This is a genomic window from Mucilaginibacter sp. (genome assembly GCF_028288105.1).
Classification (GTDB): Bacteria; Bacteroidota; Bacteroidia; order Sphingobacteriales; family Sphingobacteriaceae; genus Mucilaginibacter.
On sequence record NZ_JAQBOI010000058.1, the window covers coordinates 50035 to 65445 of the forward strand.

Below are 15411 nucleotides of genomic sequence, written 5' to 3' on the forward strand. Positions count from 1 at the left end.
AACTGCGAAAATATAATATTACGCTTTTACCGTATTAAGCATTTTTAGCAAACCATTAATCTTTACTTTCACTTTTCGGGGGCGGGAAGAGATTATCCGACAATTAATCACCTTCCCATTTTTCCAACTAAAATCTACTGTATAATTCCCCCGGGCTTTTACACCTTTAACTTCTCCTGACGCTTTCCAGCTATCAGGCACTGCCGGCAATAGTTCAATAAAACCGGCATGGCTTTGTATCAGCATTTCTGCGATACCGGCTGTGGTACCAAAATTACCATCAATTTGAAATGGTGGCCCTGCCGATAGTAAATTTGGATATATACCACCGCCTGCACCGTAATTCATATTGGTTTTAAGGGTTGGTTTCATTATCTCGGTAAATAATTTGTATGCACGGTTACCATCGTGCAGGCGTGCCCAAAACAACAATTTATATGCTATTGACCAGCTTGGCCCATCATCTCCCCTAACCTCTAATGTTTTTTTACAGGCCTCGGCCAGTGCAGGGGTAGCTTCGGGTGTAATTAGTGATGCGGGATACAGGCCATATAAATGCGAGATATGCCTATGTTGCGGGTCGGTTTCTTTATAATCTTCCAGCCATTCCATCAGGCGGCCATCTTTAGCAATTTGGCCGGCAGGTGGGAGTTTTTTTAGTTTGGCGGCAAGGTCTTTACATAATGCTTCATCTTTACCCAAAAGTTTGGCCGCTGTAATTACATTATTAAATAATTCCCTTATTATTTGATTATCAATAGTTGGCGCTACGCATATGCTGGCTGTTTTGCCATTTGGCAGGTAAAAAGTATTCTCTGGTGATGATGATGGCGACGTAACCAACCAACCAGTTTTAGCATCCGGAGTAAGCATGCTACTATAAAACTGAGCCGAGCCTTTTAATATCGGATATATATCGCGCAGATAATTCTTATCCTCTGAGAAAGCATAGTGCTCCCAAAGATTATTACACAACCAGCCCGAGCCGGATTTGGTTACCCCCCAGGACGCACTTTCACCTGGTTCCGTAAACCCCCACACATTGGTTATTACGTGGGCAACCCATCCATTGGCATTATAATAAGCTTTTGCTGTGCGTTCACCAGGCTTTACCATTCCTTTTACCAGTTCGGCCAAAGGCAGGTTAAGTTCTGACAGGTTGGATACTTCTACCGGCCAGTGGTTCATTTGCACGTTCACATCAAGGTGGTAATCACCATTCCATGGCGTATTTATTTGATTTGCCCATAAGCCTTGTAAGTTTGGCGGCAACAAGCCAACACGCGTGCTACTGATGCTAAGGTAACGCCCAAACTGGTAAAATAACACTGGTAAAAACTTATCGGCATTAGGATTTTTATGAAAACTGATCAGCCTTTTATCAGTAGTTTCTTCAGCTGCGGTACCTGCACCTAAATTTACGGTGACACGTTTAAACAGCTTTTGATATTTGGCAATATGTTGTGCCCGCTCAACCGCGTAACTGGTTTTTAAGGCCGAAGCCAGCTTCGTATCTACATTCTTTTTATAATCGGCACTTCTAAAGTCTGTTCCGGCAGATACATAGATGATAACTTCAGTAGCGTTTTTAATCACTAACTGATTGCCATCGTTACTTAAACTACCGCCTTTTAATTGCGTTTTTACTTTGGTTAAGTACTGCATGCCACCATTATCGGTACCGCTTTTTAACTGCCCAGACATTTGAAGTTCACCGTTTTTTTCAACGGTAACCGATCTTTCCGGGCGGGATAAGGCGATGGTAAGATTTAACCTCCCCGGTTTATCTGCAGATAGTTTGATAATGCTTACATCATTACCAAAACTGGTAAAGTATTCGCGTTTATAAGTAACGCCGTCAACTACATAAGTACAATTGGCAATAGCATTATTTAAAGATAGTTCCCGCTTGTAGTTTACAGACTCCTTATCCGGGTTAGCGTAACTGAATTTGATTTTCAGATCGCCAAGCACCTGATATTTGCCAAATGGTTCACTACCCGAACCTACTCCTTTACAAATGAAGTTTTTATCTACCAGCTCCTGCGCCTCATTGTTTTTTCCTTCTGCTAATAACCTTCTTATTTCGGGCAAGCTTTTGTATGCTTCATAATTGTTTGCATCCTGTGGCGCGCCAGACCATAGGGTGATATCGTTCAATACAATGTGCTCTTCCTTTATGCCTCCATCAGGTGTCATACCTAAACGGCCATTACCCAAAGGCAGGGTTTCTTCCCACTGCGACGCGGGCTTATCATACCAAAGTTTTAGCGGTTTATTTTGCGCGTAAGCAACTGTAATTATAAAATTAGCGAGGAGAAACAGGTAGAAGTATCTTTTCATTATCTATAAGCATTTGCCCCAACGGGCGGTTAAATGCACCGGTTTAAAAAGGGTGCGTTTAACAATTGGTAAATATTAATTGGCTGGATAAAAATATATGCTTGTATCCTGCTTTAAAATGGACAAATCCCGCAAATAAATGGATTATTCGTTCCTTAAAAAATAAACTATACGGCAGGCGTTACCTTTGCTGTTGACATTATGATGGTTAGCTATTTTGAGCCTTAAAACATGGCTGCCTTTATTTAAATTACCATTAAACAGCACATACCATGGTAAATGCAACATATTGCTCCAGGCTGTATAAAGGTCAATATCTTTATATGCACTATTATCAACTGAATAAGAAACTATACCAGCATCGGCGCCGGATACAATGCCCATACCAATAGCCGTCCCATTGAAGGGCAGGGTTATTTCGGCACCGGGTTTATCAGCAGCTAATACAGGGATATTTACAAATCCAGGACGGGTACCTAAATTGTCTTTGGGTGCCCAGTTATTATCCAGCACCCAGTTTTTGTCATGATAAGCATTAGTTATACTATAATAACTGCCATGTTCAAAATTCGCTTTGTTCAATGGCTTGGGGATGGGTTTTACTATTAACCTGTTAACCGGCTTATCTATACATGTTTCTAACAGGTTTTTTATAGTCGCGAAGTAGAGTTCCTGCCCAAACGGAGCAGGGTGCAGGTCTTTAAAATCATGATCCCAGCTAAACTCCTTGTTTTGTATTTTATCATAAACCTCTTTTGCCAGGTTTATAGATGGTAAATAATAATGTTGTGCTATTAATTCATGATTAGCCACCTCTGTAGGTGTCTTGCTCTTTGCATAGTCGTTGTTTTTGTCCGGATCGGCAAATGACATCAGAATAATATCCATTAAGGGATTATTGCGTTTAGCGTACCTAACTATCCCCTCCAGATCACGCACTTGCGTTAGACTGTCAGTTCCGTTTACCCTGTCATTTACAGCAGCTTCTATAAACAGCAGATCAACTTTGCCAGAATCCAGCACATCCTGCTTAAAGCGGAAGGCATGGGGTAAACTACCTAATGAGGGTATACCTGCTTGTATGAACCTGAACTTTGTTTTTGGGAAACGTACTTTCAAATAGTTAGAAACTTTATCGCGCCAGCCGGGGTTAAACGTGATAGAACCACCTAAAAAAGCAACTGTTGCTGATTTTTCTTTCTTAATTACAGATAGAAAATTATTTACCCCTCCCCTTACAGTATAATAATTATTATAGGGCAGAATATTTTCTGCAGGCTGAGTAACTACCTGCGCAGTTGCAGGCAACAGAAAACATATATAAACTACAAGTGTAAATAGGTATTTTAACATAGTAATAGTGGTGGCCAAACGGCCATATTCAACAAATTTAAACTCTTTATAATCAATAAACCATCCTTTTGCAAGGATGGTTTATTGATTATTGATTATTTGGAAGCGTTAGTTAAGCACATCATTCCAGAAAGTTATCTCGCTCATGTTACTGTAATTACCGTCGCCGGTGGTAACATGTTTAATTCTGACACGTATATATCTTATGGGAGGTACATCTGCATCAAAATTAACTTTCAATGCAGCCTGTCCATCATCATTTCTGGTCACATGTTTCAATAGCGTCCAGCCTTTTGATTGCATTTCGGCAGTCCATCCCGAATTGGTAGGTGACAGATTTGTTGCAGCATTGGTAATATCTGCAGTCCCCCATATTTCAAAATCGTCGGGGTTGTTACAACAATTACGGCCAGTTTCTTCTACACTTGTAAGCTTTTTGTACACCCGTCCCATATCAAATGTTATGGTTTGAGGCATACCTGATCCACCATCGGCATGGAAAATGTTTGGATATCCCTGGGGCCCAACAGAGCCATCCCATAATTTGCTTACACTTGTACCTGGTTCGTAAGTATTAGCATCACCTGATAATTTATTTTCTTTAAATAATGACTTAGCACACACTGCTATTCCTGTAATTTCCGGGAAAGTGCTAAAATTATCCACATAAAATGTATCTATTGCGCCTTTTACGGGTATATAGCCAGAACGGAAGCTTACAGGCTCGCCAGATTTATAATCAGTAATGGTGTAGGATATACTGTCAGGGTCTAGGTTTTTTTCAACCACTACTCCATTCCTGTTAGTGTATTTTATAATGGTTGAAACATTTAACGAAGCAGTATCGGATTGCAAAAAGTTAAGTTTAACATTCCCATTTTGTGTTACAGTAAAGGGATTTGCAGCATTGTATACCCTGTTAAGTAAACCGCTTTGATAAATAGGGCCATAAACTTTAACGTTGTTGATATCTAAAGGAACAGATCTGTTACCCTTATTATCATACGAAAATATGGTGAATGAATAAATATATTCGCTAAGGCCCGGTATAACTGCAGTAATAGAATCTGCAGTACTATGGTTAGTTGAATTTACAATAAGCGAATCTGCTTTGTTATTCCAGTAAATAACATACTTGCTTATACTTGGATCGGGGCTTGGGTTCCAAACAAGCGCAGCACGTAAGTTACCAGATTTAGAGTGTGGCTTTACAACTTTACCCGGATAGGTTATCTCTTTATCTCCCAGAAAATTTTTAAAATCTGTATCCTTTTTTTCACAGCTTAAAAAGCCAATACTAATAAGGGAGAACAGACAAATACGAAAAAGACTTTTCATAATTTCTTATTTAAATTATTGATCAAATATTATTGCGGCTTTCCAAAAACGGTTACTTCCATTAAGTGGGCAGCGTCACCTTTTCCCCAGGTATCATGCACTAACAGGCGCAGGTAATGTACCGGCGGCGCAGATGCTGATATCAGGAAGTCGACGCCTTCTTTTACAAAAGCCTCATCAGCTGCATTTGTAAAGCCCGGCGTTAAGCCCGATGGCGGGTTTGGATAACGGTAATTACCCAGGTTGATCCAGTCGCCAACCACAGTACCAACCGGTGCAGATTGTGGCAAAACAACATCAACCGGAGATGCGGCATTTGAGCCCCACCAGGTAAAGTTTTTAGGGTTACCGTGGAAAAATGCATACTCTAACGGGCGCTCGTAAATTTTAAGGCGGCTTAACTGCGCGCTTATGCCCAAGTTAAACGTACACTGCATTGGCTTGCCTGTACCCGGGTTTGTGTGCCAGCCGTTTGAGTAACCGTCCACTTTCCCATCCCATAAGTAAGGCAGGTCCCAACCGTAGCCTATTTCGCTATCACTTGGTTGTTTGTAAACCGAGAACTTTGTTTTATCAAGTTGCGTTTCAAAAAGCGGTGTAAGATCAAGTATTGTTGTATCAGATATATTGCCGAATTTATCGGTTACGTATACACCAAATTTTCTTTCTACTGATGGGAAACCCCTTACCGAATAGTTTATGCTATCCACATTTGTATAATGCTGATCGCTTACTTCAAGCCGCTGGGTAGAATTATCCATCGCTATCAATATCATACCTATAGGCTTTTTAAAAGGATTTAGTGCCTGTATATTAACGCCACCAAAATCTTTGGCGATAGCTACAGTTGGTTTTATCAATTTATAGTAAGGTACATCTGGGTTTACAACAACCTTAACCGGATCTGATTTCACGTTTGCCCTGCTCACCGTATAAAGTGTTACATCATAAGGTTTATTGGTTGCAAAACCTTCTACGTTAACTGTATCTGTGTAGTAGCTCGACTTTGTTTCTCTTGAGGTTTTGTCGTTTATTTTATACTGTGCAAGCACATACAAAATATTATCAGAGTTAGGCAAGCTATAGGTTATATACGCCCCACCATGATAGTTATCAACTTTTATATTGGTAACTACACCCGGTTTTGTTTTATCGGTAGATATGGGTTCTGTGTTGTAACCATCGTTCTTTTTACAAGCTGATAGCAAACAAACAAAAGCTAATATCTGCAGGCTAAACAATGCCTTAGCGAAATATTTATTTATCTTTTTCATAATTCAATTTCTTTTATAAATTTCATCACACACTAATTCCTACCAATATGGGTTCTGCACCAAATTGCCGTTAACAATAAGGCTGTTGTCTTTTATTGGCCATAAATAATTCCTCAGCCCAAAAATAGCTGTGAATATTGTATGCGGTTGATAATAGTTGGCCGGGTCTGATTCATAAACATTCCATCCCTGCATTGGTAAACTTAATACACTTTGCAATTCTTTCCAGCGGCGTAAATCCCAGCCGGCTTGCCCTTCAAAAACAAGTTCGAGCCTTCTTTCCTGGTGGATAATCTGGCGCAGGCCATCTTTGTTACCAACCTTACCCGGGGTTTTAGAATAATTTGTCCAAGCTTCAACAACACCCGGCAAACCAGCTCTTGTCCTTACTTTATCAATATAAGTATAAGCTTCGGCAGATGGGCCGTTAACTTCATTTAAAGCTTCGGCATACAAGAGGTATAAACCTGCAAGGCGTATAAGAGGTAAATGGTATTGAATTGTTTGAAAGCCATCATCATATACGGATTGATAATGTGCCAGTTTTTTTGGCCAGTAACCTGTAATATTTAATGTATTAATATCCTTAGGGCCCGCAAATGATTCGATACCACGTGCTTCTACATGGTACATATCGGTAAGGTTAAGCTTACCATTACCATACCAAATACCACCATCAAACCCAAGGCTGGCATAAAAGCGAGGCTCACGGTTAAAATGTTCTTTTACGGTAGAGTAATTTTTAGCAATGTAGAAACGACTGGCCTCATCACCTGTTTTAATGCTGTACCTGCCTGCATAATCAAAGGTTTTATCTTCATTTATCGGCACACCTTTATCAGAATAGAATAATTCCTGAGTTGAAAGAGGTACTGCAAACGTAGACGGGTTTGAAAAGATGTTTACTACACCCTTTTGTGTTAAACGTGGTGTAGCATAACCCTGCCATCCAAATGTTGGGTTCAGCGCCCAAATCAGTTCGGTGTTTAGGTCCCATTTTTCGGTTACTGCATTTTGCAGTGTTAAAACTGTCCTTAATGAATCTGGTAATACTGTAATGCTTGCCGGTGGTATAAAGCTATATAATTTTAGTCCGTTTGCTTCACAAACCTCAATCGCTTCTTTACAAGCGGCGGCGGCTCTAACCCATTTTGCAGGATCGTATGTTGCAGAAAATAGTGGTTGGCCATCTTTGTTTTTTGTGCTAACAAAGTCAGGATTACCATTAAACAATGGGCTTGCAGCAGTCATCAACACCTCGGCTTTAACTGATAAAGCTATTGTTTTGGTGATACGGCCAAGTTCCTGTGCCTGGTTATCAATAACAGGTGGCAGGTCTGGCGCGGCCTCATCTAACAATTGTACAATGTAATTAAACGTTGAATCAATGGGAGCACGTTTAACCTTTATTTCATCTGTTGATGCTGTAATATCCAGGTTGGTTTTTATTAAAGGGATAGGTCCGTACAAACGGGCCAGATAGAAGTGGTAATAAGCCTTTAAAAACTTAACCTCTGCTATCCACCTCTTTTTTTCTCCGAAAGAAAGATCAACAGGTTTGTCGATATTCTCCAGCATAGTATTACACCTTCTTATTGAACGGAATATAGCTTTGCCGCTATTTTCACCATCCCAATAATTAAGACCCGGATTGTTGCTGTTTTGCGTTCCTCTAAGCAAGTTAAAGCCCGTTTCATCAATGGGATGCTTGGTTAAATTGTTGGGGTAGATAATTTCTGACGAGGTGGTAAAACCTGCATTAGTTGTAGCATCAGCAAATTGCTGTAAAGTTGCATAACAGGTAAACAGATAATTTTCTGCCTCGTTACGGTTCCTGAAAGCGTACTCTAATGTGCCGGTATTATCCGGAGCCACATCCAGGTATTTTTTACAGGATACGCCCAGTAGCAGTACTACTAACACGCATAAAAAATGAGATATTCTTTTCATATAACTGATATGTAAAATTGTCGTGTTATTATAAGTTAATGTTAAGGCCTATGTTAAATACCTTTTGTATAGGGTAAGCAAAACCATTGCCCCCAACTTCGGGATCCCATAATTTAAACGGACTCCAGGTATATAAATTAAGCCCATTGAAATAGATACGGCATTTGGTCATTTTCCATTTTTGGGTTAAACGGGCCGGTATGGTATAGCCTATTTCTACCGATTTTAATCGTAAAAAACTTCCGTCACGCATCCACCAGGTACTGTTTTGCCTGTTGTTTTCTATCTGGTTGCCTGTTACGCCTAACCTTGGGTATTGTGCATACAGGTTTTGGTTATCTTCAGACCAGTGGTCGTCTGCAAATGCTTTTAACAACTGGGTGTTGCCACTTGCATAAGCACCATCAGGGCTTTGTATGAACGGGCTTGTACGGCTTGGGTCAATAAAGAAACTAACTTGTGCCTGACCCTGGAAAAATGCCGAAAGATCAAAGCCTTTATAGCCGCTTGATAGACCATATCCATAAACAATTTGTGGTACTGTTGGGTAACCTATAAAAGTAAGATCGGCGCCATCAATTTTACCATCGCCGTTTAAATCGCGGTATTTAATATCACCACCTTTTGGCGCAACGCCATTGGTTGAAAATATTTGGCTTGGCGAGTTTAGCGCTTCGTTATCATCAACAAATAAACGCTCAGCTATGTAGCCATAGTTACGGTTGATAGATTGCCCTGTTTGGTACCGATAGGCCTCAGGATATTCTGGTTCTTCATATTTGCTGTATTTACTTGCAGCAATAGTTAAGTTACCCCTACCTTGGATCCACCCGGATTTTCCAAAGGAAGTTTTATAATCCATCTGCAGATCGATACCTTTTGATTCTGCTTCACCAAAGTTTGCACTAACATTTGATTCTAAACCCATTGTTGTTGGGATAGAAGAACGTGTTTGCAGGATATTGGTACGGTGATATTTGTATACCTCGGCCACAATATTCAAATTCTTGAAAAGTGTAAGCTCCATACCAATGTTTAACTGTTTTGAAGTTTCCCAGGTGATATCCGAGTTAGCATAATTATTTACGGTAACCCCGTTACGCCCATACCCATTGTCGGTACCAAAATATGCCGGGTTACCACCATTAAGGTTAACATCTGACAGGTAGAAGAAACGCTGTGAACCGATCTGGTCGTTACCTACTGTACCGTAGCTGGCCCTCAGTTTCATGCGGGATATAACCTGGTATAGTTTATCGCCCCAGAATTTCTCATCAGATACTATCCATGAACCACCAATAGTTGGGAAGAAACCAAACCTGTGGTTGGCAGAGAAACGCTCGGTACCATTATAACCAAAGTTAAATTCTAAGAAATAGCGGCTCTTGAATGAATATGTAGCACGGCCTGCAACTGTTAAGTTACGGTACGGCAACGAGCTAAATAAATCGTTAGCGCCACCATAAAGAGTTTGTTGTTGCGTAGCGATTAATGAACTGCTGATGTTATGGTCGCCAAGCCTTTTTGTATAGTCAACCACTCCCTGGAAAAACAAGTATGTATTAGCTTGTACAGCGTAAGGATCGCGGTTATAGATAAGATATTCAGTAGCAGCACCCGGCGTTGAATTTAACCAAGACAGAGTATACTTATTACTTGTTTTATCATACGAGCCTATGTTATAATAAAAAGGTTTATAACCCATTGACGATTCAAAGTACGAATACCTGTTGGTGTGAAACAAACCATGGAAGTTTAACCCGCTGGTTAAAAAATCAAGGTTTTGGTTCAGCTCCAATTGTGCCGATAAACGCGACTGTGAAAAGTTTTTATGCCCCCTTAGTAATGCTGCATAAGGGTTTACATAAGCAACCGCATTTGATGAAACGCTACCCGGTGCCGGGGCATTACCAAATAGGATATGCTGTGTGTTTTGGTTAGCCGCATCTGCCGGATAATAAGCCGGGAACAGAACCGGGCTGGTATGCATGGCAATGTTATACAGATCTGTAGAGAAAGAAGCGTCGGATGTTAGCGGACCGTTATATTCATTAAAGGTACCTACCAACCTAACTACCAATTCTGTTGATTTGGTTATGTTTATGTTAACATTTGAACGTAATTGATAATTACGGAAGTTTACATTGTTATTATTGTTGTTTTTAATATCCTCGCGTAATATACCATGGTCGATATTGTATGAGCCGGATACATAATAACGGGCTACACCACCGCCGCCACTTACACTTAGGTCTGCCCTTTGTGTATTTGTGCGGTCTTTAAACAAGGTTTTCAACCAGTCTACAGCCGGGTAAACGTATTGGTTACTGCCCGGTGCGTTTGCTATAGTAGCTTCTCTGTTTAAAATATCATTAGGCGTAAAAGGCAACTTACTTAATGGGTCGCGCGTAATGGTTGCTTCATTAAACAAACGCATGTAAGTAATAGGGTCGGCCAGTTCAATGCTTTTTGCCGATTGAGAAATTGAGTTCTCTACACGTACATTAATTACCGGTTTGCCTACTTTACCCTCTTTAGTTGTTACTAATATAACCCCGTTTGCACCCCTTGCGCCGTATAGTGCAGTAGCACTGGCATCTTTTAAAATAGAGAAGCTTGCAATATCATCAACCTGCAAACGTGCCAGATCTGATGTAGACAGCTCCACGTTATCAATTAATATAAGCGGGTCTTTCTTGTAACCGAAAGTAGTTACCCCCCTTATAAAGAAGGATGAATTATCTAAACCCGGCTGGCCGCTTGGCTGATAAGCAATTACACCGGCTACCTGGCCCGCCAAGGCGTTGGTAAGGTTACTTGCCGGTATCTTTAAATCACTTGGGGTAATGGTTGTTACCGATCCTACAACGGCTTCCTTACGTTGCTTGCGCCCATAAGCTGTAATAACAACATCAGCAAATTCGTTCTTTACCTCTTTTATTTGAATACTGTAAGTACGGGTATCGGCTAAAACAGTAAAAGTAGTTTCCTTGTAACCTACATAGGTAACCCTAAATATAGTACCCGGCTCGGCATCAATAACAAACTTGCCGTTAACATCAGTTGCTGTACTTACGTTTTTCTTATTAGTAGCGGTAATGTTTGCACCAACAATTTTGTTACCTGTTGTATCTGCTATAGTTCCTGTTATGGTTATTTTAGTTTGCGCATAAGTATTGGTGCTAAATATGGCACATAATATTATTATACAATATAATGTACCCGCAACCTTACTAAGCGCAGTTTTTGGTAACCAAAAGCTTTTTATGCGTTCGTAAAATGGTTTCATAAATTTTTTCTCATAATTGGTTTTATAGTTCTTATTATCCATTAAAAAATGAGTTGTAATATTTCAGAATATTGGAGATACAGTTCTGAAATCCCATCATTAGGACAATACAATTCTGTTGCTTGATAAACTTAAGTTTTCAACGCTGTGTACAGGTTCAATTTAAAACCCTGTACGATTCGATGATTTATGCGACAGATTTAGACCCTAAATCCTATTGTGAAAAATAAACCTTTGGAAAGCGGCAGCACCAGGCATGGCGCATGCGATAAAAATGAACAAGACGTATTTCTTGCCTGATCTTCGTAAAAGTGTTTCATAATTATAAGAATTTGGTTAATTGGTTCGATAAATTTAAATCCTTTAAAATCACTTTAAAATGGATAAACCTTTAAAGGTGATGGACTATTGTATTATTTTATTGTATTATTATAATTGGTACTACAAAGGAAACGTATCGGCATCAACAATACTTTTACGTTATTAGCCAATTATTAAGCGATATTGGAATTATTATGAAAACAAACCATATTACTGTAAATAATATCAGAAGAAAATATGCCGGCAACCATACTGGGAATCAGTAAGCTTAATGATCCGGGGGGCTTTTAAAATATATGATTGAAATAGTTGCTTTGCAATTTCGTGCTATCTAAAAACCCAGAATAATATAACCATTACCGAGATAAGCAATAGCGATAAGAATTTATAATTGCCAAAACCGCTCCAGCCCGGGCTTTGTAACGATTCAAGTGGCGACTTCCAATAAAGATCGGAGCTTTCGGAGGTGTGTTTTGCCGGGGATGCCAATGTAATGGCAATTTGTAACAGCACGCAAAATACAAACAGATAAAAAGCCATCATCATAAATGGCACCTGGCCAATCATAGAGTGTGGTAAAAGTTTACTGTAAGCAAAAACCAACACGCCCGCTGCCGAGCCAATATATAGTGTAAGCTGGGCAGATTTGGCGGATGCTTTACCCCAAAACACCCCTAATAAAAACACACAGGTAATGGGCGGCGCTATGTGGGCTATAATATCGTTTAACCCGTTAAAAATACTTTCGTAACTATTTAACAGCGGTAAAAGCATTAATGATAATACAAATGATAAGCCTGCTGCAATTTTGCCGGCAGTAACTAATTTCTCATCGGTAGCTTCGGGTTTGTAGCGTTTGTAGATATCGTAACTGGCCATTGTAGATATTGAATTTAACGCTCCCGAGATCTGGCTCATTAAACCCGATAATAAGGCCGCGACCAATACCCCCGCCAAGCCTTTAGGTATTAATTGCAATATCATTAAGGTATAAATACCTTTGCTGTTAACCACCTCTTTGCCTGCAACCATGGTTTTTAAACCGCTTACATCTAAATGCCCGGTTTGATACAAAGCGTAAGCAAACAAGCCCGGCATAACAAATATAAATACAGGTAATATTTTTATAAAGCCGCAAAACAAAGGCCCTACCCTTGCATGGTTCTCGTCTTTAGCGCCTAAAACACGTTGTACAATTGTTTGATCGGCACACCAGTACCAAATTCCCAGTACGGGGTAACCCAGCAAAACTGCATACCAGGGTAAACCACTGCTATCGCCATGCGGGCGCATCATTGATAATTTGCTTAACTCGTTCTTTTGCTCTAACACATGCACCATGCTATCCCAGCCGCCCATTTTGTTGTAGGCGACAACACTCATGATAACCGCGCCGCTTAGCAGCACTACAGTTTGAATAGACTCAGTAACTACTACGGCTTTTAAACCACCAACTACAGTGTAAATAGTAGTGATGACCGCTATGATAATTACACTGGTGTACATATTTACGCCAAACAGTGTCTGCAAAACAATGCCGCCTGCCAATAAAGAAAAAGATATATGTATTATAATAGCCGATAATATGGATATAAATGCCAGCCAGTCGCGACTTGCACGGTTGTAGCGTTTTTCTAAAAAATCAGGCAGTGTTGATACACCTGATTTTATGTAGAATGGCACAAAAAATAAAGCCAGCAATATTAATGTGAACGATGCCATCCATTCAAATGTGCCGTTGAGCAGGCCGGTATCAAACCCGCTTTGGGCCAGGCTTACCAAATGCACACAAGAAATATTTGTAGCAAAAAGCGCCAAACCTATCATTGGCCAGCGTAAGCTTTTACCCGCCAGGAAATAATCGCTGGCTACGTTTGTTTTCTTACTTACAGACCGGTGTCTTAAACCCGTCCATAACCCTATAGCCAGGATTGCGATAACATATAAAATACTTACAGCGGCATCAAACGAACCTATCATATATGCTTCTCGTAATTTAATCTTTTAAAATAATAAGATCGCAGCTGCTACCGGCTTCCTGCGGTGTTTTATAAACTCCGTTAACTATTTGGGCCGGGTGCACAAAATGCTTTTGCAAATGTGGGATATGCTCCAAAAATAAAGCTTCGTGCCCCATGGCAATATGATTAAATAACACAAGATGTTGATGCAATTGCCCCATATCGCCTACGTGTGGCACAACAGGCACGCCAAACTTTTTACAAAGTAAGCTTATGGTTATAAATTCGCTTACGCCACCAACACGCACCGCATCAACCTGCATAAATGAAGATGAACCCGATTGCAGGTAATTCTTAAAAATGATCTTGTTGGGTACATGCTCGCCCAGAGCAAGCTTAACCGGTGCTATAGCCTGCGCCAGTTTAGTATGCGCGTTTACATCATCGGGGTGTGTGGGTTCTTCTACCCAATACGGGTTCATATCTTTCAGCCTGGTACAAATTGAAATGGCTTGTGGCAGGTTCCATTGCTGGTTGGCATCAAGCATTACTTTTATGTTATCGCCGGCAACTTCGCGTACAATGTGCGCCCTGCGGATATCACGGTCAGGATCTGTAGAGCCTACCTTTAATTTCATGGCGGTAAAACCTTCGGCTAAAGCTTTCTTACAGTTCTCCCTAACCAATTCATCAGGATAGTTGAACCAGCCTATCGAGGTATCGTAACCCGGGTAGCCTTTATCTAAAATAGGCATCCTACCCTCTTTTTGCGATTGCTGGGCGGTAAGCATATCTATAGCTTGTGCATAGGTTAGTTCATCTTCCATGTAAGAAAGATCAAGCGTGTTAACAATTTGCTCCGGCGATAAGTCTGTCAACAGTTTCCATAAAGGTACTCCCCTTTTCTTTGCCCATAAGTCGTAACAGGCATTGGTTACAGATGCTAACGCCAAATGCACAACGCCCTTATGAGGCCCCAACCATCTAAATTGCTGATCGTTTGAAAGCTTCTTAAATAACTCACCAAAGTTGGCCATTGTATCTTCAATATCCTTGCCTACCAATTGGCGGGCATAATATTCTGCTGCCTTGCAAACCAAATCATTGCCTTCGCCAAGGGTGAAGGCAAAGCCCGTACTCGTAATACCACTATCATCGCGTAACTGTGTTACCGCATAAGAATATACCGGGTCGCGGTGTATGGCATCACTACCTGCATTACCATGCAGTGGGTAACGAATATCTGATATATTTACTTTTGTGATCATTAGTTCTTCTCTTTTTTATCAACAGGCAATACAATGTCATCTTTTTGCATCTGCTGGCCCATATACTTTCTGTAACCCAACTCAGCCCCGCCAGATACCGGCAAAATACATCCGGTGATAAACCTGGCTTGTTCTGAAATAAGGAAAAGACAAGCATCGGCCACAACATCGCCTTCGGGGCAATAGCCTAAAGGGTGTATCTCGTCTAAATAATTTTCAATGTGTGCAACATTAGGCTGCTGATTACTCCACCGTCTTAACATGGGTGTCCATACTCCTGCAGGTGCCACCGCATTTACGCGGATCCCAAATGG

9 protein-coding genes are annotated in these 15411 nt (G+C 40.5%); all 9 read right to left on the reverse strand.

The window, feature by feature from the left end; all coding sequences use genetic code 11:
- Positions 1–18: 18 nt before the first annotated feature.
- On the reverse strand, positions 19–2343 hold the full coding sequence (locus JWQ85_RS04230; protein WP_299464423.1) for a glycoside hydrolase family 95 protein: 2325 nt from the start codon (positions 2341–2343) through the stop codon (positions 19–21).
- Positions 2344–2487: 144 nt separating this feature from the next.
- Complete coding sequence (locus JWQ85_RS04235; RefSeq protein WP_299464426.1) at positions 2488–3696, reverse strand: SGNH/GDSL hydrolase family protein; 1209 nt, start codon at positions 3694–3696, stop codon at positions 2488–2490.
- 108 nt (positions 3697–3804) lie between these two features.
- Positions 3805–5034: a DUF4998 domain-containing protein gene (locus JWQ85_RS04240; protein ID WP_299464428.1), complete on the reverse strand. Its 1230-nt coding sequence runs from the start codon at positions 5032–5034 to the stop codon at positions 3805–3807.
- A 29-nt stretch (positions 5035–5063) separates the two neighbouring features.
- Entirely contained in the window at positions 5064–6308 is a 1245-nt protein-coding gene (locus JWQ85_RS04245; RefSeq protein WP_299464431.1) for a DUF5000 domain-containing lipoprotein, read from the reverse strand.
- Positions 6309–6347: 39 nt separating this feature from the next.
- Complete coding sequence (locus JWQ85_RS04250) at positions 6348–8258, reverse strand: RagB/SusD family nutrient uptake outer membrane protein (protein WP_299464434.1); 1911 nt, start codon at positions 8256–8258, stop codon at positions 6348–6350.
- Positions 8259–8286: 28 nt separating this feature from the next.
- Complete coding sequence (locus tag JWQ85_RS04255) at positions 8287–11589, reverse strand: TonB-dependent receptor (protein ID WP_299464437.1); 3303 nt, start codon at positions 11587–11589, stop codon at positions 8287–8289.
- A 606-nt stretch (positions 11590–12195) separates the two neighbouring features.
- Complete coding sequence (locus JWQ85_RS04260; RefSeq protein ID WP_299464440.1) at positions 12196–13848, reverse strand: sodium:solute symporter; 1653 nt, start codon at positions 13846–13848, stop codon at positions 12196–12198.
- 16 nt (positions 13849–13864) lie between these two features.
- Positions 13865–15097 carry an enolase C-terminal domain-like protein gene (locus JWQ85_RS04265; protein WP_299464443.1) on the reverse strand — a complete coding sequence of 411 codons (1233 nt, stop codon included), beginning with the start codon at positions 15095–15097 and terminating at the stop codon, positions 13865–13867.
- Positions 15097–15411: SDR family oxidoreductase (locus tag JWQ85_RS04270; RefSeq protein ID WP_299464446.1), on the reverse strand; the 315-nt coding region annotated here is incomplete at its 5' end. The genes JWQ85_RS04270 and JWQ85_RS04265, both read right to left, overlap by 1 nt.